We start from the raw sequence: 18,411 nt of genomic DNA on the forward strand, positions 1-18,411 counted from the left end.
ATACCCGAGTCAACGGGGGCTGTCGGCTTAAGGATTTTCGTAAATAGCTTTCGCTGTGGTCCATTCTTGCCGGTCGCGGTGGGCGAAACGGTCCGATCGGGGTCGAGATACCGACGATTTCCGCGTCTACGACGGGCGGAAACTGGTCATTCGTCCAGTCGGATGGATCTACCTTCGTGGGCGCGCCGGCCCGTTCGAGGAGCGGTTCCGCGCCGCTCGCCCGACCGTCGGTGACGTTGCGGGTCCGTCGGCTATCGTGACCGCTCAATAGGTATGGGGTCGTCTACCGTGCGGACGTTCGGGTACCGAACCCTCTGTTCGGCGATAGAGCGCTCATACCAGCGGTTAAGGGGTGTGTCGGTGGATCGCCGCCCGCATGGCAACGACTGCATCCGCCGAATCGGGTGGGGTGTTCAGCTTCGACCACAGGGACATGATGGCGTTCATCCTCGTCATGTCGCTGCACGGTCTGCAGAGTATGATCACGGAGCTCCTGCCGGAGTTCTCGGTCGGCGGCCTCGGCGTCTCGATCGGACCGTTCTGGTTCGTCGCGATGTCGGTCGTCCTCCTCTTTCGGTCCTTCTGGGCGTGTCTCGCGATCCCGGTCGGCGGGATCGTCTTCGGCGAGATCCTCATCGGCGATTTCAGCGCGCTGGGCGCCGTCGAGGGGCTCGTCGTCATCACGACCTCCTGGTTCTTCGCGATGTCGCTCATCACCGACCCGTCGGACGTGAAGCAGGTCGCGGCGGTCGGCTTCCTCGCGAAGGCGATGGAGGAGACCGCCGCGTGGTTCATCGACGTGGGGAAGTTCTACGTCGGCGTCGAGGAGCTGGAGGCCATCTCCTGGCTCCCCGCGACGGTCTGGGCGACCGAGGGGATGGGCGCGCTGGTGCAGATCGTCGTCGCGGGCGTCGTCTTCGGCGCGGTCCCGACGCTGTTCCTCTACCCGCGGCTGCGCGGGAAGATCGAGCCGCTGCTCGGCATGAACCCCGTCGAGGGCCGCGACGGTCCGATGTTCACGCGCACGTCGCTGAAGCGACTCGTCGCGTGGGTGGGGCTGCTGCCCGTGGCCTTCGCCGTCGAGACGCTCAGCGAGACCAGCGGCGGTCTCGTCACGTTCACGCCGCAGTTCGTCGAGACCTACGGGCAGACGTTCCTGTTCGTGCCGATCGCCGCCGCCGCCCTGATCGCGTTCGGCCTCGTCGCCTACCGCCAGCGCAAGGTCGAGGGCGGAGTGTAACCCGGACGGTCCCGTCTTCATGAGTTCATCAGACATCGTCGTCGAGGACCTGACGTTCCAGTACCCCGGGGGCGACGAGCCGGTGTTGCGCGACGCGACCCTGCGGATCGAGCCAGGCGAGTTCACGGCCGTCGTCGGCGGCAACGGCAGCGGCAAGACGACGCTGTGCAAGACGTTCAACGGGCTCGTCCCGCACTTCTTCGAGGGGCGGTTCGACGGGCGGGTGTCCGTCGCGGGCACGGACACCCGCGAGTCGGACGTGGCGGAACTCTCACAGACCGTCGGCTACGTCTTCCAGGACTTCGAGAACCAGCTCGTCCAGGAGACCGTCCGCGACGACGTGGAGTTCGCGCCCCTCAATCACGGCCTCGACGACTACGCCGAGCGGGCGACCCGCGCGCTGGAACTCGTCGGGCTCGACCACCTCGAAGACCGGTTCGTCTGGGAGCTGTCGGGCGGCCAGCAGCACCTCGTCGCGCTCGCGGGCGTGCTCGCGATGGACCCCGAGTTCGTCTTCGTCGACGAGCCCGCCGCCCAGCTGGACCCCCAGAACGCCCGCGAGACCTACGACCAGCTCCGGCGGCTCCACGAGGACCACGGCAAGACGGTGATCGTCATCGAGCACCACTCGGAGTTCATCGCCGACTACTGCGAGGAGATGGTCCTCGTGTCGGACGGCGGCGTCGCCTGGAAGGAACCCGTCGAGGTCGGGCTCAACCGGCTGGACGACCTGGAGGCCCACGACATCCACCCGCCGCAGGTCACGGGGATCGCCGCCGACCTGCCGGGGGGTGCGGGCCGACTGCCGGACGGCCGATACCCCGTCACCGTCGACGAGGCCGCGACCGCGTTCCCGTCCGCCGACGCGAGCGAACGGCAGGCAACTGCCGACGGCGGCGAACGGGGTCGTCACCGCGAGAAGCCGGCCGACGACGGCGCCCCCCTCGTCACGCTCGACGGGGTCGGCCACGGCTACCCGACGCTCCGGGAAGGGTACAACCGCGTCCTTGACGGCGTCGACCTCGACCTCTACGCGGGCGACCGGGTGGCGCTGGTCGGCGCCAACGGCGCCGGGAAGTCGACGCTGCTCCGGCTGATCACCGGGCTGGAGTCCCCCGACGAGGGGACGGTCACGGTCCTGGGGAAGGACACGAGCGAGACGCTGCCGGAGACGCTGGCCGACGACACCGTCTACATCCACCAGAACCCCGAGGAGATGTTCGTCGAGGACACCGTCCGGAAGGACATCGGCTACTACCTGCGGAATCGCGGTGCCGAGGGCGCCGACGAGCGGGTCGCGGAGATCGTCGACTACCTCGACCTCGAGGAGTTCGCCGACCGCGACGGTCGCCTGTTGAGTCTCGGCCAGCAGCGGCGCGCCTCGCTGGGGATCGGCCTCGCGACCGACCCGACGGTCGTCCTGCTGGACGAGCCGACCGGGAGTCTCGACCTGCAGAGCCGGCGCGAGGTGACCGGGATGCTCCGGAAGGCCGAGAGCCGCGTCGAGACGGTCGTCATCGCCTCCCACGACCTGCAGCTGGTCGCCGAGTGGGCGGACCGGGTCATCGTCATGGGCGACGGGGCGGTACTCGCCGACGCCGCGCCGGGCGTCGTCTTCGACGACCCCGACCTGCTGGCGCGGACCGGCCTGCGCCGCCCGCAGGTCGCCGAACTGAGCGACCGCCTGGGCGTCGACCCGCCCGCGCTGACCGCCGACGGGATGGTCGAGACGCTGACCGCCGCCGCCGAACGGGCCGACGCGCTCGCCGACGGCGGCTCGGATACCGGCGACGCCGGGAGGGACCGACGGGGTGACCGACGGTGAGATACGTCGACGCGGTCACCGACATCTCGATCGCCGACATCAAGGTCGACCTGATGCGGACGGCCTACGACAACGACCGGGCGCTGTTGAACTCCTTCGACCCGCGGGTCGTCCTGCTGTGGACGGTCCTGTTCATGATCGTCCCGTGGCTGTTCTACGACCCGCTCCCCCTCGCGGTCCTCCTCGCCGCGGCGTTCGTCCTCGCCGCGCTCTCGCAGGTCAGCAAGTACCTGCTCGCCCTGCTTCTGTTCGGTCAGGTCACGAACGTCGGCTTCTTCGTCGTGATGGTGCCAGCCGTCGGCGGGGCGATCCGGGCCGCCGGCTACCTCGGGGACAACACCGGCCGCGTCACCGAGGGGCTCGCGGCGCTCGACCCCGCCGTCCTCGGCGAGGTCTGGTCGATCGCCGTCGGGGCGACCGCCCGCGGCGTCGACACCGCCCTCACCAGCCAGGAGGTCGGGATCGACGCCGTCGGCGCGGTCGTCCCCTTCTTCCTGAAGCTCACCATCATCTCGGTGATCAGCCTCGCCGTCTTCTCGGCGATGAGCCCGCGGAAGCTCTCGAAGGGGATGCTCCGGCTCGGCGTCCCCCGACAGCTCACCTTCGCCATCGCCTACGGCTACCGGATGATGCCGCTGCTCGTCGAGGAGTACCACGCCCTGGTCAACTCCTTCCGCCTGCGCAGCCAGGTGCCCGAGAACACGGGCTTTCTGAAGTGGCGGTACTTCTACTACCTGCTGAAACTCTCGGTGAAGGCCTTCTACCCGCTCATCTTCAACGTCGCCAAGCGCGCGCGGGTGACCGTCGAGGCCATGGAGACCAAGGGCTTCTCCCGCTCGCTCGGCGACGAGCAGAGCCGAGCTCTCCGGACCGAGGGCATGATGGTCCGGACCCGGGACGTGTCGTTCGTCTTCGGCTCGCTGCTGTTCGTCGCGGCCGTCTGGGCGTTCACCTGACGGTCGCCGACCCCCGTTCTCCGAAAAGTGCTACGCGAGGCTACCGTACGACCGCCGCCGGCTCGAACTCGGCCAGCGGGACCCCGTGCTCGTCGACGACCTCGCGGAGCGCGGGGACGCGGCGCTCGACCTCGGCGGGCGAGTGGCTGTCGGTGCCGAGCACGAACCGCACGCCACGGTCGCGGAAACAGTCGAGCATCGCGGGGTCCGGGTGCACGCGCCCCAGCGAGTCGTGGACCCGGCCGGCGTTGATCTCCGGGACGGTCGACGAGTCGGAAAGCGCCGCGGCGACCCGCTCGTAGTCCTCGCGGCGGGCGTGGCCGCGGAGGGCCGCCATCCGCTCGGGCAGGTCGAGGTGACCGAGCACGTCGAACAGGCCCGACTCGACGGCCGCGACGACGGCGTCGTAGTAGCGCTCGACGGCGGCCCGCCGTTCCGCCTCGCTCGCGTCGGCGTACCCCGCGGCGGTCGTGTAGTCGTACTCGCCGGCGAAGTGGACGCTCCCGATGGTGTAGTCGAAGCCGGCGGCGGCGAGGAACTCCGCGGTCTCGGCTTCCGCGTCGGCGACGTAGCTCACCTCGGCGGCGTCGTAGACCGTGAGGTCGGTCCGCGGGCGGAACCGCTCGATCGCCTCGCGGCGGCGCTCGTAGGTCTCGACGAGGCGGTAGCGCTCCCGGCGGCCGAAGTCGTCGTCGACGACGATGCAGTGGTCGGTGAAGCCCACGGCGTCCAGGCCCGCCGCCTCGGCGGCGCGGCACATCTCGGGGAGCGGCGACCCGTCGGAGTAGGTGGTGTGGGCGTGCAGGTCGGCGCGCATTACTCCTCGCCTACGTCGTGGAGCCGCTGGCCCTTGAGTTCCGGGACGACCCCGCTCTCGCTGAACCGCAGGTCGTACTCCAGGAGGTCGTTCAGCCGGATGTCGGCCTTCTGTTCGTACTTCGGTGCCTTGCCGAGCTTGGCGACCTGCCTGTAGAGGTCCCGCTCGGCGTCGGTCGGCGAGTCGCCGTAGACGTGGCGGCCGACGACGACGGCGCCGACGGTGTCCTCCGGCGAGGGCTTGCCCTTCGACCCCGCGGCGACCATGTAGGTCGGCTTCTCCGCCCCGTCGAGGTGGTCGGCGACCGCGCGGGCGTTCGCGAGCGTCCCCACGTACACGTCCACGTCGTCGCCGCCGGCGAGCCGGAGGTCCGTCACCGCCGCCCCGCCGTTGGTCGAGGTGAGCGCGGTCGGGCGGCCGGCCACGTCGGTATCCTGGACCCACGTCGGGGAGTTGAAGAAGTCGTACCCCTCGGTGGGGGTGTAGTCGTCGCTCGAACCGCCGCCGATCCGCGCCTCGGGGTGCTCGTCCCTGAACGCGTGCTCGTCGCCGCGCTCCTCGGTGACGTGGACGTACTCGGCGCCGTTCTCGAACAGCTCGACGACGGTCGTCGAGAAGTGGGTCACGTCGATGACGACGTAGTTGCCCGCCGGCGGGTCCGCGGGGATCCGGGCCCGGGACGGCAGGATGCGGTCGACGAGTCGGTCCTCCAGGTCGGTGTCGGCGAGCGACGCCATACCCGTGCTCGCGCGGACCGGACGGAAGCCCCTTGCTAAGAGCCCTATTGTCGGCCGCGTTCGGGTCTATAGCCGTACCGAGCGGTCCGTCCGGTCTCAGTCGCCGGCCCGCGCCTCGGCGCGCGCCCGCTCGACGCTCTTGCCGTCCCGGAGGACCGCGTCGACGAACAGCTCCCCCGCCCGGTACGACGACCGGACCATCGGGCCGGCGGCACAGTACAGGAAGCCCAGTTCCTCCTCGGCGACCCGCCGCCAGGTGTCGAAGGCGTCGGGGTGGACGTACTCCGAGACTTCGAGGTGCGACCGGGAGGGCTGGAGGTACTGGCCGAGCGTCACCACGTCGACGCCGACGCTCCGCAGATCCGAGAGCGTCTGGTAGACCTCGTGGTCGTACTCGCCGACGCCGAGCATCAGGCTGGTCTTGACGTACGAGTCGGACTCCCGGGCGGCCTGGCGCAACACCGACAGCGACTGCTCGTAGCCCGCTCGGCGGTCCCGAACCGGCCACTGCAGGCGGTCGACCGTCTCGACGTTGTGCGCGAACACGTCCGGTTCGGCGTCCAGTACTTTCCGGACGAGCCGCTCCTCGCCCTGGAAGTCGGGGACGAGCGCCTCGACGAGAATGCCCGGGTGGCGCTCCTTGATCGCCTCGATGGTGCGGGCGAAGTGGCCGGCCCCCTGGTCGGGCAGGTCGTCGCGGTCGACCGAGGTGAGGACCACGTAGTCGAGGCCGATCTCGGCGACCGCCTCCGCGACCTGCTCGGGTTCCTCCTCGTCGAGCGGGTCCATCCCGCCGGTCGCCACGTCGCAGAAGTTACAGCCCCGCGAGCAGCGGTCGCCCATCAGCATGAACGTGGCCGTGCCGGGCCCGTCCCGACCCGACCAGCACTCCCCGAGGTTCGGGCAGTTGGCCTCCTCGCAGACCGTGTTGAGCCCGCGGTCGCGGAGGGTCTCTTTGATGTCCGTGAAGCGCTCGCCCGAGGGCGGCCGCATCTTGAGCCACTCGGGCTTGCGAGCGCGACTCATTGGCGAGGCTTGGGCTCGGTCGGGCAAAAGGATGCGGGAGTCGGCTCCGTCCCGGTCCCGGACCGGCGGCCCAGCGGCGAGTCCCGCTACGCCCGACAGACGGCGAGCATGTGCGCGGACATATCGGCGACGGTGCGGTCGTCGCGGCAGTCGTCGACGAGCCGGCGGACGCCCGCGAGTTGCGCCTCGTCGAGGTCTTCGGCCACCCCTCGGAGCGACCCGGCCGAGAGGACCGACGCCAGCCCCTCCAGCCCCACGAGTCGCTCCACGTCCAGTCCCGCCCCAGCCAGCAGGTCCTCGAACTCGTCGGCGCGGAAGAAGTGGGTCTCGGCGAACGCCGAGTCGTAGTCGATCCGGTCGACGAACGCCCGGTCGTAGTCGCCCGTCTCGGCGAGTTCGTCCGCGCGCCGCAGGTGCTCCGCGCCGTCCACGAGGTAGAGGACCAGCCAGTTGAGCCGCCCCATCACCGACGCGAACACGGGACCGCCCCCTGCGGTCACCCGGCGGAGTTCCGCCGCGGCGGTCGCCCGCTCGTCGGCGTCGAGGACGTGCGAGAGCGGGCCGCCCAGACACAGCGTCGCGTCGAAGGCTCCAGTATCGAAATCGAGGTCGCGAACGTCCCCCGGGCGGACGGTCACCCGGTCGCCCAGGCCGCGCTCGGCGACCTTCCCGCGGGCGACCGCCCGCTGGCCCTCGCTCGGGTCGACGAGGGTCACGTCGTGGCCCCGCTCGGCCAGCCAGACGGCGTAGCGGCCGGCGCCGCCGCCGACGTCGAGCACGCGGCCGGACTCGGGGAGCGCCCGCTCCAACTGCTCGACGGTCCCCTCCCACTCCAGGCGGCCGTGGAGGCTCGACGCGAGCCGGTCCCACTCGGCCTCGCCGTGGTCGTCGTAGTAGGTCTCGGGGTCGTCCACGCCCGGCGAGTGGCCGGCGGGGGTGATATATTTTGTGCGGAGCTGACAGGAAGGGCGGACGGGCCGGAACCACCTCAACCGGCGCGCGGACCCGTCGAGTGACTCCGCAGCCGGTCGATCCGATCGCCGAGCGGCGGGTGATGCGAGAGCAGGCCCGACCACCCGTCGCCGCCCGCGGCGACGTAGCGGCGCTCGGCCAGCGTCTCCAGCGCGTCGGCGAGCGCCGCCCCGCCGACCGCCTCCGCGGCGTAGGCGTCGGACCCCTCCTCGGTCCGGCGGACGACCCAGGCGAGGGCGACGGCGAACGGCGGCGCGCCGAGGAGAATCGCGACCAGCGCGGCGTCGGGCGCGACCGAGGCGGCGCCGAGCGCGGCCCCCGCGGCGACGGCGACCAGCGCGTACCGCAGGAGGACGTGCCCGTGCTCGTGGTGGCCGACCTCGTGGGCGACGACGGCGCGCAGCTCGTCGCCGTCGAGGGTCGCGAACAGCGACTCGGTGAGGAAGACGTACTCGGCGCCCGGGACGATCCCGGCGGCGAAGGCGCTGCCGAGCCGGGTGCGGTCGTCGACGACCCGCAGCCGGACGCCCGCCGGGAGGGCGTCGCCGACGGCCGCCCGCTCCTCGTCTGTCGGCCAGCGGGTCCGCAGCGCGACGACGAGGGCGACGGGCGTCAGCGCCGTCGCGACCAGCCCGAGGCCGACCGCGGCGACGACGCGAGGCCAGCCGGCGGGGACCAGCGCGACGGCGGCGGCGAGGACGACCCCGAGGAAGCCGACGCCGTCGCGTTCGAGTTCCCAGGCGGCGGCGTCGCGGTAGCGCAGCCGGAACCCGCGGACCGCGCGGCGGTAGGGGACCGTCGCCAGCCGGACGGCCACGGCGACGGCGACGACCGGCAGCGCGTAGACGGCGACCGCGGCGGCGACGCCGGCGACCGCGCCCGCCGTCGGCCCGGCCGCCTCGGCGACCGCCGCTGTCGCGTCGGCCTGGACCGAGCGGGCCAGCCCGGACAGGCGGGTGAGGGCGGCGGTAACGACGGTACCGACCGCGACGCCGCGCCGCCGGAGGCGCCCGAGCGCGGCGGCCGTCTCGGCGTCGTCGGCCGGTCCCTCGTAGGCCGAGCGGGCGCGCCACCGGACCGCCGCGCCGACGACGACCGCGACCGCGACCTGGAGGACGGCGGCGACCGGCGGGGCGAGGGCGGGGCTCACGCGTACGGCGACGACTCCGACCGTCAAAGTGTCACCGAACGGTTCGGTGGAAAATTCAACAGGTAGAAACAAATATTTAACATGTATCGGCGCGGGATAGTCGGATATGTTCGACGTGACGCGCGACGACATCGTCGGTGGCTCGCTGTCGCGCGCGCTCGTGGTCCTGGCGGGACCGCTGGTCGCCCAGAACTTCGCGCTGGTCGCCCAGTCGGTCGTCGACCTGTTCTGGGTCGGGCGGCTCGGCGGGACGGCGGTCGCCGCCGTCGGCCTGGCGACGGTGGTCGTCGCCCTGCTGACGGTGCCGCTGCAGGCGTTTTTCACCGGGAGTCAGGTCGTCACCTCCCAGCGCGTCGGGGCCGACGAGGCGGCCGCCGCCCGGCGGGTCCCGTTCACCGCCGCCGCCTGCGCGGTGGCCGTCGCGGCCGTACTGGGGGTCGGTCTCGTCGTCGGCGCCGAGACGGTCGCCGGCCTGTTCACCGGCGACGCGGCCGTCCGGCGGCTCGCCGCGGAGTACCTCACCGCCTACGCGCTCGCGCTGGTCGCGATCGGCGCCAGCGACACGCTGGAGAGCGGGTTCACCGGCTGGGGCGACACGACGGCGGCGCTGTACGTCAACCTCACCGCCATCGTCGTCAACGTCGTCTTCGACCCCCTGTTGATCCTCGGATGGGGCCCGTTCCCGCGGCTGGAGCTGTTCGGCGCGGCGCTGGCGACAGCGGTCGGCTACGCCGTCGGCGCGCTGTTCGCGCTCGCGCTCGCCGCGCGCGGCCGAGAGGGGTTCCGGCTCACGCGGCGGGCGCTCCGGCCGCACCTCGACACCGCCCGCGAGGTGGCCGACGTCGGGCTGCCGGTCGCCGGCCAGCAGAGCGGCCGGCAGGTCGCCCGCCTCGGCATGATCTGGGTCGTCTCCGCCGTCGGCGGGCCGGCGGCGCTGGCGGCCTACCACATCGGCTCGCAGGTCGCGACCGTCGCGTTCGTCCCCGCACAGGGGGTCGCCCAGGCCGCCACCAGCGTCGTCGGGCAGAACCTCGGCGCCGACCAGCCCGCCCGCGCCCGCCGCGCGACCTGGATCGGCGTCGCCATCGCCGCCGTCGGGCTCTCGGCGTTCGGCGTCGTCCAGTGGTTCGTCCCCGCACCCATCGCGCGCGTGTTCGTCCCCGACCTCTCGGGGCAGGCCCTCGCCTACTCGGTCCTGTACCTCCAGATCCTCGCCTACGGCTACTGGGCGCTGGGCGTCATCTACACGGTCGAGGCCGGCTTCAACGGCGCCGGCAACACCGACGTGAGCATGTACTCGACGCTCGCCCAGTACTGGGCGGTTCGCCTCCCGGTCGCGCTCGTCGGCGCCTACGCCCTCGACCTCGGCGCGGCCGCCGTCTTCTGGGGCGTCACGCTGTCGAACGTCGCCGCCGCCCTCTGGCTGACCGCGTACTTCCACCGCTCGGCCGACCGCGGGATGCTCGACCGCGCGGCCGACGACGCCGCCGCGTCGGACTGACGGTCCGTCGCCGTCGCTCCCCGGCCGGACACCGCGAGCGGCCTCGCCGACCACTTCCACTCCGCCATAGAAACGCATATGCCGACGGGGCCCCCGGGTTCGTCCGTGTCACGGCACGCCGACGGCGAGACGGAGCTGGCGGTTTCCGAGGTGCTGCCCGACTACGCCGACGCCTTCCCCTTCGAGCGGTTCAACCGGATGCAGTGCGAGGTGTTGCCCGCGCTGCTCGACTCCGAGGAGAACGTCGTCGTCAGCGCGCCGACCGCCAGCGGCAAGACCGCCCTCGCCGAGGTCGCCATCTGCGAGGCCATCGAGGCCGACGGGACCGCCCTCTTCCTCGCGCCGCTGCGCGCGCTCACCAACGAGAAGGAGAGCGAGTGGGAACGGTTCGAGGATCTGGGCTACTCCGTGTACGTCGTCACCGGCGAGCGCGACCTGAACCCGCGCCGCGCCGAGCGGGCGGACATCCTCGTGATGACCCCCGAGAAGGCCGACTCGGCGACGCGCAAACACGACTCGCCCCGGTACTCCTTTATCACCGACGTTGACTGCTGCGTCATCGACGAGGTCCACCTGCTCGACTCCGAGAAGCGAGGCTCGGTGCTGGAAGTCACCGTCTCGCGGCTGCGCCGGCTCTGCGACCCGCGCGTGGTCGCGCTCTCGGCGACGATGCCCAACGTCGACGACGTGGCCGGGTGGCTGGACGCCCCCGCCGACAACACCTTCGAGTTCGGCGACGACTACCGGCCGGTCCCGCTGCACGCCGACGTGCGGACCTACACCCACGGCGACAACGCCTTCGCCGACAAGTACCGCCGGCTATACCGCGCGCTGGACATCGCCGAGCCGCACATCCGCGACGAGGGCCAGGCGCTCGTGTTCGTCTCCTCCCGGCAGGACACCGTCCAGGCCGCCAAGAAGTCCCGCGACGAGATCGTCGAGCGCGACATCCCGATGGGCGCCCGCGGCGACTACGACTTCCACAACGACGCCGCCGACCTGTCCAACGAGACGCTCCGGCAGTCGGTGCTCGACGGGGTGGGGTTTCACCACGCCGGCCTCTCGAAGGAGGACAAGGACCTCGTCGAACAGTGGTTCAAGGAAGGGAAACTGCAACTGCTCTTCTCCACCTCGACGCTCGCGTGGGGCGTGAACCTCCCCGCCCGCTGCGTCGTCATCCGGGACACCAAGCTCCACGACCCGCTGGAGGGCGAGGTGGACATGAGCCCGCTGGACGTGCTCCAGATGCTCGGCCGGGCCGGCCGCCCCGGCTACGACGACAAGGGCTACGCCTGGGTAGTCTGTGACTCCTCGGACGCCGACAAGTACCGCGCGCTGTTGCGCGACGGCAAGGAGATCGAGTCGCGGCTCGCAGAGGACCTGGACGCCCACCTCAACGCCGAGATCGCGCTCGGAACGATCGGCGACATCGACGACGTGATGGACTGGCTGGAGACGACGTTCTACTACGTGCGCGCCCGCAGCGCCCCCGACGAGTACGCCTCCGAGAGCGCGCTGCGCGAGCGGGTCAGCGACACGCTGCGCTCGCTCGTCGACCGCGGGTTCGTCGAACGGGAGGACATGCGCCTCGAACCCACCCCGCTCGGCCGGCTGGCCTCGAAGTTCTACCTGCGGCTCGACACCGCCCGGGAGTTCGCCGACCTGGCCGAACAGGCCGAGGAGAACGGCCTCGACCAGGACGGGATCCTGCGGGCCGTCGCGACCGCGGCGGAGTTCGACAGCGTCAGCGCCCGCTCGGACGAGCGCGACGCCGTCGCCGCCGTCCTCGGGGAGACCGGGGACCTGGACCCGGGCGGCCGGAAGGTGCTTGCCATCCTCGAATCGCGGATGCGCGGGACGACCCCCGGCGAACTCCAGAGCGACGCGTGGGTGATCACCCAGAACGCCCTGCGCCTGCTCGCCGCGCTCAGGGCCTTCCTCGACCGGCTCGCGGGGGCCGAGGCCGCGAACCTCGCTTGCCGCATCGAGGCGCGCATCGAGAACGGCATCAGCGACGACGCCGTCGGACTGACCGCCATCGACGGCGTCGGCTCCGGCCGGGCGAGCAAGCTCGCCGCCGAGGGGATCACGACGCCCGCCGAGGTCCGAGAGGCCGGCGTCTCCGGCCTCGTCTCCGCGGGCCTCTCGGAGGGCGTCGCCGAGCGCGTCGTCGAGAGCGCGGGCGACCTCCCGAACGTCGTCGTCGAGTGGGGCGACTTTCCCGAGGGCGTCGCTGCCGGCGAGAACGACATGCGGGAGGTCACCGTGCGCAACGTCGGCGGCGACGCCCGCGCGGGCCTGCGCGTCACGGTCAACGGCGTCGAGATGACGGCGAAGAACCGCTATCTCGGCGAGGCGGACCTCCCCGTCGGGGTCTTCGGCGGGACCGCCGACGAGATGGAGTACGCCGTCGAGGTGGCCTTCCCCGAACTCCCGCTCCACCCCGTCGTCGAGACCCGCACGGTCCGGGTCGAGTGACCGTCCGGCGCGCCCGCCCAGGCGCCGCGCGCTCGACTCGTCGGACTGCGCGGACCCCCACCCGACTCCGCGGGCCGACCGCGCCGGCCGTCCGACCGCCCCCCGAATTCGACCCGAGACGTGGCGTGCGTCGGCACCTGTCGAACACATATTGGAACTGCCACTTCTCCGCTCAGATTCGGTTTTAAATCTTCTAGGGGGTTCTGAGGCGTTCGTAAAACGTTCGGTGGCTGACTGAAAGGTCGCTGCGGGAGGGGTAAAATCGGGACGATCGGGAGAAACGACGCGAAATCACCCTAGCGGTCGTTCCTTTATATGGGGTATCCGATGCAAGTGGGAGGTAGGTGACGAACGATGTCAAGCGCCTCCCCCTTCCGTCGGTCCGCCCCCGAGTTCCCCTCGGCAACCGGTGTACAGCGCCTCCAGTCGCTCGCGGTCGGCTCGGCCCAGTTCGCCGGCTTCTGGTCGGCGGTCGTCCTCCCGTTCGCGATGCTCGCGCTCGTGGTCTCGGGGTCGGTCGCCGAGCAGGCCCCGCTGCTCGTCGGCCTCCTGCTCGCGAACCTCGTCGCGCTCCGGATCGGCCACGGCCACAACCGGGACTGACGCCGCCCTCACGGAGGCCCGTCCGCCCGACCCCCCCTCGTCGCCCCGGACGAGACCGGCGCGCCCGTCCCCGCGGTCACCTGCCGCCCCTCCACCGATCACCTCCCGACCGGCCGTCTCCCCGTCGGTCGCCTCCCCACCGGCCACACCCGCCGCCCCTCCCGCACTCGCCGCTCGCTCCTGAACTTTAAGTCCGAGAGCCGGACCACGCCGACCCATGCACGACGAGGTGCGCGTCGTCGCGGGCGACTGCACGGCGACGTTCGACGGGCGAACGGAGCGCGAACACCGCGGCGACGTGGTCACGGTGGTCAAGCCGGACAACACGGTGCTGGTCCACGACGCCGACGGCTACCAGCCGGTCGCCTGGCTCACGCGAGCGGAGAGCGTCCAGTTCGTCGACGGCGTCCTCGACGCCCGCGAGGGCGACCAGCACCTCCGCGTCGAGGTCCACGACGAGCACGGCGCGGCCCGCCACCCCGTCTCGCGGGCGGGCGTCCCCGTCGGCGGCTGCCCGACCTGCGAGGGGCGGCTCGTGCTCGCCCGCGGGTCGGTGCTGTGTCGGACGTGCGACGACGAGTACTCGATCCCCCGCGACGGCGCGGTCCTCGACGAGTCCTGCCCGGTCTGCGGGCTCCCCGTGCTCCGGGTCGAACGCGGCGCCGAGTTCGAGGTGTGTATCGACCGCGACTGCCAGTCCATCGACGACCGGGTGACCGAACGCTTCGACCGCGAGTGGGACTGTCCGAACTGCGACGGCGACCTGCGGGTCCTCCGCCGGGGCGGGCTCATCGCCGGCTGCGAGCGCTACCCGGAGTGTGACACCGGTTTCGGGATCCCCACCGGCGTCGTCGACGGGACCTGCGACTGCGGGCTGCCGGTCTTCGAGACGCCCTCCGGGCGGCGCTGTCTGGACACCGACTGCGCGGGGGCGTAGCGCCCGACCGGGTCAGGCGGACTCGCCGTCCGCGCGGGCCAGCAGGTGTTCCCGGAGGTCCGCGGGCGAGTTCGCCACGTAGTCGGCGCGGCTCCGGTCGGTCTCGTCGGCGGCGCCGTGGCGGAAGCCGACGACGTGCATGCCCGCGCGGCTCGCCGACTCGATCCCGTGGACGGAGTCCTCGACGGCGACCGTCCCGGCCGGGTCAACGCCGATCCGGTCGGCGGCGTGTTCGTAGACCGCCGGCTCCGGTTTGCCGGGCCCCTCCAGCGCGTCGGCGCTGACGACCGCGTCGAACGCCAGGTCGAAGCGGTCGAGCACCACGTCGATCCAGTCGTGGGGCGACGAGGAGACCAGCGCGAGGGTGACCCCGCGGTCGCGCAACCCGGCGAGCAACTCGTCGGCGCCGTCCAGCAGCCGCACGTCCTCGCCGTAGATAGTCGTCGCCGTCTCGTCGTACCACCCGAGGAACTCCCCGCGGTCGGCCTCGATCCCGTAGGTCCCGTCGAGGTACTCGTAGATCTCCCGGTAGTTCATGCCCGTGATCTCGTCCAGATCGAGGTCTTCGAGGCCGACCAGCGGCAGCAGTTCCTCGCGCTCGTAGGGGTGCCAGTAGTCCTCGGAGTCGACCAGCACGCCGTCCATGTCGAAACAGACCGCGTCCATACCCCGTGGTCGCCCGGTGGCGTGGAGTGTCTTTTGGATACCCCCCAACCCGTGATCGCAGGTGCTTTCCGCCCCGGCAGGTTGCTCCCGTACATGCACGCGACGCTCTCGGGGGAGGTTGTGCGGGCGGGCGAGCGGGCCCGCGAGCGGTTCTACGACTCCAGCGGCTACGGCCACCCGGTCGACGGCGGCGCGCTCGAACTCGCGCCCGTCGAGGCGGCCCACCTGCTGTACCGCGGCGACCTGGCGGCCGTCGAGGGGCCGGACGGCGCCGCGATGGACTTCCGCGCCTTCCTCAGTTCCGCCGCGGTCTCGGAGATCGCCTTCCTCGTCTACAAGGACCTGCGCGACCGCGGGTTCTACCTCTCGCCGGCGCGCGAGGGGTGGAGCGACGCGCCGGCCGCCCGCGACGCGGTCGACGACGGCGCGGTCGACTTCGTGGTCTACCCCCGCGGCTCGGGCCCGTGGGACGACGAGGTGGCCCACCGCGTGGCCGTCGTCAGCGAGCGCGAGGGCGTCCCGGCCGACGCCCTCGGGGACCTGGTGCTGGCCGTCGTCGACGAGGAGAGCGCGCTCACCTACCTCGCGACCGAACACCGCGAGGTGTCGGGGACGAGCGAGACGGACCTGCCGGCGGGCGTCGCGGGCGACCTCCTCTCGGACCGGCTCTTCCTCTGGGACCCGCCGGCCGCACTCTACGACGCGGGGTTCTACGGCCAGCCGCTCGACGACGGGGCCGGCGACGTGATCCAGCTCTCCCTGCTCGAAGCCGCGTATCTCGCCCGCGAGGGCGTCCTCGACGTGGACGGCGGGGCGGAGGCGGTGGTCGAGCGCGGCCGCGAGGTCGAGGGCGAGCGCTTCGACCGCCGCCTGCGGGTCTACGAGTCGCTGCGCGAGCGCGGGCTCGTCCCCAAGACCGGCTACAAGTTCGGCGCCGACTTCCGGACCTACGCCGACGTGGACTCCGTCGAGGACCTGGGCCACTCCGAGTTGCTCGTCCGCGTACTGGAACGCGGTCACTCCTTCTCTCCCCGCGACCTGGCGCTGGACGTGCGGCTCGCCCACGGCGTCCGCAAGGAGATGGTGTTCGCGCTGGTCGACGGGGACGCCGACGACCGCGACGGGGTCGAGTGGCTCTCCGTGACGCGACTGACGCCGTGAACCCACGGCCGCTGAATCGGGGGACCGAACCCGGACCCGGACTCGAACGGCTCCGTCCCGGCGGTCGAGCTACAGGGTGACGCGGTCGAAGTCGCTCCAGACCTCGAACGCCGAGGCGTCGTCGAGGTCGTCGGTGTGGCATTCGAGCATGTGCTCGGAGACGTTCGTGGCGACGACCCGGTCGGCGTCGAAGCGGCGGGCGCCCGCCCGGAGGTCGTCGGCGTCGCCGTGGAACTCGGCGCCGAGCACCGACCCGTCGAAGAAGAGGAGATCGGCGCCGGTACAGAAGTCGGGCACCGAGTCGACGCTGTCCACGTCGGGCGCGTAGATGACCGTCGAGTCGCCCGTCGAGACGGCGTAGCCCTGCGTGGGGAAGGCCTTGGTGCCGTGGTCGATGCCGAACGCCCGCACGTCGAACGCGTCGGTGCGGACCGCCTCGTCGGGGTCGAGCGGGACGTACTCGACGTGGTCGAGGATGTGCGGGAAGGTGTCCTCGGTGAACGTCCGGACCGGCCGGGAGCCGTAGACGGTGACCTCCTTGCCGAAGGTCGGGTGGTCGAACTCGCCCTCGTTCTGGACGTGGGTGTCCATCGCGGCCTGGTTCAGCTCGTTGATCCCCCAGTAGTTGTCGAAGTGCGCGTGCGTCGCGAAGAACCCGTCCACCTCGTAGACCTCCAGCTCGTGGAGCTGGTCGGCGATGTCGGGGCCGATGTCGAGGACGAGCCGCCGGTCGTCGACCTCGACCAGCACCGCCGGGCGCCGGCGGCGCTCGCTGGCGGCGCAGTACTCGCAGTCACAGAGCGGGGCTGGCACGCCGACCGCGTCGCCGGTCCCCATGAGAGTGACGCGCATGCCCCCGTTTGGGCCGACCCGCCGAAACCCGTTTCGTGTATCAGATCCCGAACCGGTTCGGGACGCGACGCCGCCGGGAGCGCCCGGTCCGGCGACGGCGGTCTGTCGCTCCCCGGACATCGACGTTCGGTACCGACTCACACGGTCCGTGAAGTTTATTACGAACCGCAATCGATCGTCGACCGAATCGAGGGTGTCAGCGACGGCGTCGCCCGCTGGCGCCCGTTCTCGTCGCAGTCAGTTGCGGGCCGCGACTCCGCGTGCTCGCGGACGCTCCGCGAGGATCGACACATCGACGGACGTGTCCCGGAGCGGCGCGACAGCCGCGGGTCGCGCCGTCCGCACCGCCGGGCTCCACGGTTCGGGACGTGGCGCCGTTGCAGTTCGGACGTGACGCAGTACGTGGAGGTGACGACAGTGAACGTGCTCCTCGGACTCGCGATCGCGGTCGCGGTGTTCGTCGGCGTGAACATCGGCGGCTCCTCGACGGGCGCGGCGTTCGGGCCGGCGACCGGCGGGGGCGTCGTCTCGATGCGCCAGGCGTCGGCGCTGATGGCGGCCTTCGCCCTGCTGGGCGGGTTCACCGTCGGGACCAACGTCGTCGACACGCTCGGGACGGGCTTCGTCCCCGGGTCGTACTTCACGCCCGCCACGTCGGCGGTCGTGTTGCTGTTCGTCGGCCTGGGCATCCTGCTGGGGAACGTCCTGGGCGTCTCGACGAGCACCAGCATCACGGCCGTCGCGACGGTCGTCGGGATGGGCGCCGCGCTGGGCGGGCTCGACTGGGCGACCGTCGGCACCGTCGTCGTCTGGTGGCTCGTCGCCCCGGTCCTCGCCTTCTGGGTGTGCGCGTTCCTCGGCCGGTACCTCTACGACGACGTGGTGGGCCGGCTCGACGACCTCGCCGGCGACCGCGACGGGATAGTGGAACTGCTCGTGATCGGTATCGGCTGTTACATGGCGTTCTCGGCGGGCGCGAGCAACGTCGCCAACGCCGTCGCGCCGCTGGTCGGCTCGGGCGCGGTCGGGATGACCCCCGGCGTCGCGCTCGGCGGCGCGGCCATCGGCGCCGGCGCCTTTCTGCTGGGGCCGCGGACGATGGAGACGGTCGGCGACGACATCACCGACCTGTCGCTGGAGGCGGCGCTGGTCGTCGAGACCGTCGCCGCCACGGTCATCACCGGCCTGAGCTGGGCGGGCATCCCGGCGAGCCTGGCGATCATGCTGACGACCTGCGTGATCGGCCTCGGGTGGGGCCGGGCCAGCCGCCGGGTCCCGCTGTCGGCGCTGGTCAGCCCCGAGGGCCTCGGCAAGGCCGAGCGCGCGACGTGGGCCAGCGACCAGCTGGACCTGTTTGACCCGCGGACGGTCAAGCGGGTGGTCGCAACCTGGGTCGCCTCCCCGACGGTCGCCGGGCTGGTCTCGTTCGCGACGTTCGAGGCCGCCCAGCGGCTCCACCTCGTCGGGTGAACCGGACCGTCACTGCCACC

General features: G+C 71.7%; 16 protein-coding genes. 9 read left to right on the forward strand and 7 right to left on the reverse strand.

What is annotated here, in order from left to right:
• The first annotated feature begins 376 nt into the window (after positions 1 to 376).
• The 3 genes from E3328_RS17330 to E3328_RS17340 are packed head-to-tail and all read left to right on the forward strand — an operon-like array spanning position 377 to position 4,021.
• Complete coding sequence (locus tag E3328_RS17330; protein ID WP_246023046.1) at positions 377 to 1,240, forward strand: DUF8171 family membrane protein; 864 nt, start codon at positions 377 to 379, stop codon at positions 1,238 to 1,240.
• A 19-nt stretch (positions 1,241 to 1,259) separates the two neighbouring features.
• Positions 1,260 to 3,065, forward strand: coding sequence for an ABC transporter ATP-binding protein (locus E3328_RS17335; protein WP_135365898.1), 1,806 nt, complete (start codon positions 1,260 to 1,262; stop codon positions 3,063 to 3,065).
• Positions 3,062 to 4,021 carry an energy-coupling factor transporter transmembrane component T family protein gene (locus E3328_RS17340; RefSeq protein ID WP_135365899.1) on the forward strand — a complete coding sequence of 320 codons (960 nt, stop codon included), beginning with the start codon at positions 3,062 to 3,064 and terminating at the stop codon, positions 4,019 to 4,021. The genes E3328_RS17335 and E3328_RS17340 overlap by 4 nt, the downstream gene beginning before the upstream one ends.
• Before the next feature lie 40 nt (positions 4,022 to 4,061).
• Here E3328_RS17340 and E3328_RS17345 read toward each other — a convergent pair whose 3' ends face one another.
• From E3328_RS17345 to E3328_RS17365, 5 genes are all read right to left on the reverse strand, one after another.
• On the reverse strand, positions 4,062 to 4,838 hold the full coding sequence (locus E3328_RS17345; RefSeq protein WP_135365900.1) for a PHP domain-containing protein: 777 nt from the start codon (positions 4,836 to 4,838) through the stop codon (positions 4,062 to 4,064).
• Positions 4,838 to 5,575 carry a 2-phosphosulfolactate phosphatase gene (locus E3328_RS17350; RefSeq protein ID WP_135365901.1) on the reverse strand — a complete coding sequence of 246 codons (738 nt, stop codon included), beginning with the start codon at positions 5,573 to 5,575 and terminating at the stop codon, positions 4,838 to 4,840. The genes E3328_RS17345 and E3328_RS17350 overlap by 1 nt, the downstream gene beginning before the upstream one ends.
• 96 nt (positions 5,576 to 5,671) lie before the next feature.
• Positions 5,672 to 6,601: a lipoyl synthase gene (lipA, locus tag E3328_RS17355; RefSeq protein ID WP_135365902.1), complete on the reverse strand. Its 930-nt coding sequence runs from the start codon at positions 6,599 to 6,601 to the stop codon at positions 5,672 to 5,674.
• A gap of 86 nt (positions 6,602 to 6,687) precedes the next feature.
• Entirely contained in the window at positions 6,688 to 7,515 is an 828-nt protein-coding gene (locus tag E3328_RS17360; RefSeq protein WP_135365903.1) for a class I SAM-dependent methyltransferase, read from the reverse strand.
• 74 nt (positions 7,516 to 7,589) lie between these two features.
• A complete protein-coding gene (locus E3328_RS17365; RefSeq protein ID WP_135365904.1) occupies positions 7,590 to 8,723 on the reverse strand; it encodes a M48 family metalloprotease in 1,134 nt (377 codons plus the stop codon).
• A 106-nt stretch (positions 8,724 to 8,829) separates the two neighbouring features.
• Between E3328_RS17365 and E3328_RS17370 the strand changes: the two genes are divergently transcribed.
• From E3328_RS17370 to E3328_RS17385, 4 genes are all read left to right on the forward strand, one after another.
• Positions 8,830 to 10,224 (forward strand): MATE family efflux transporter, encoded by a 1,395-nt coding sequence (locus tag E3328_RS17370; protein ID WP_135365905.1) that lies wholly within the window; start codon positions 8,830 to 8,832, stop codon positions 10,222 to 10,224.
• Between the two features lie 135 nt (positions 10,225 to 10,359).
• On the forward strand, positions 10,360 to 12,702 hold the full coding sequence (locus E3328_RS17375; RefSeq protein WP_135366445.1) for a DEAD/DEAH box helicase: 2,343 nt from the start codon (positions 10,360 to 10,362) through the stop codon (positions 12,700 to 12,702).
• A gap of 354 nt (positions 12,703 to 13,056) precedes the next feature.
• Positions 13,057 to 13,305 carry a DUF8028 family protein gene (locus tag E3328_RS17380; protein ID WP_135365906.1) on the forward strand — a complete coding sequence of 83 codons (249 nt, stop codon included), beginning with the start codon at positions 13,057 to 13,059 and terminating at the stop codon, positions 13,303 to 13,305.
• 217 nt (positions 13,306 to 13,522) lie between these two features.
• Positions 13,523 to 14,242, forward strand: coding sequence for an endonuclease NucS domain-containing protein (locus E3328_RS17385; protein ID WP_135365907.1), 720 nt, complete (start codon positions 13,523 to 13,525; stop codon positions 14,240 to 14,242).
• 12 nt (positions 14,243 to 14,254) lie between these two features.
• Here E3328_RS17385 and E3328_RS17390 read toward each other — a convergent pair whose 3' ends face one another.
• Positions 14,255 to 14,908 carry an HAD family hydrolase gene (locus E3328_RS17390; RefSeq protein WP_135365908.1) on the reverse strand — a complete coding sequence of 218 codons (654 nt, stop codon included), beginning with the start codon at positions 14,906 to 14,908 and terminating at the stop codon, positions 14,255 to 14,257.
• Positions 14,909 to 15,001: 93 nt separating this feature from the next.
• Here E3328_RS17390 and endA point away from each other — a divergent pair, with 93 nt between their 5' ends.
• On the forward strand, positions 15,002 to 16,069 hold the full coding sequence (endA, locus tag E3328_RS17395) for a tRNA-intron lyase (protein ID WP_135365909.1): 1,068 nt from the start codon (positions 15,002 to 15,004) through the stop codon (positions 16,067 to 16,069).
• A 69-nt stretch (positions 16,070 to 16,138) separates the two neighbouring features.
• Here the strand turns inward: endA and E3328_RS17400 are convergent, their stop codons facing one another.
• Positions 16,139 to 16,921: an MBL fold metallo-hydrolase gene (locus tag E3328_RS17400; RefSeq protein WP_167837449.1), complete on the reverse strand. Its 783-nt coding sequence runs from the start codon at positions 16,919 to 16,921 to the stop codon at positions 16,139 to 16,141.
• A gap of 417 nt (positions 16,922 to 17,338) precedes the next feature.
• On the opposite strand from E3328_RS17400, the gene E3328_RS17405 reads away from it, so the two are divergent.
• Complete coding sequence (locus tag E3328_RS17405) at positions 17,339 to 18,391, forward strand: inorganic phosphate transporter (protein ID WP_246023047.1); 1,053 nt, start codon at positions 17,339 to 17,341, stop codon at positions 18,389 to 18,391.
• Positions 18,392 to 18,411: the final 20 nt, after the last annotated feature.

It is taken from the genome of Halosimplex halophilum, from assembly GCF_004698125.1.
Taxonomy (GTDB): domain Archaea; phylum Halobacteriota; class Halobacteria; order Halobacteriales; family Haloarculaceae; genus Halosimplex; species Halosimplex halophilum.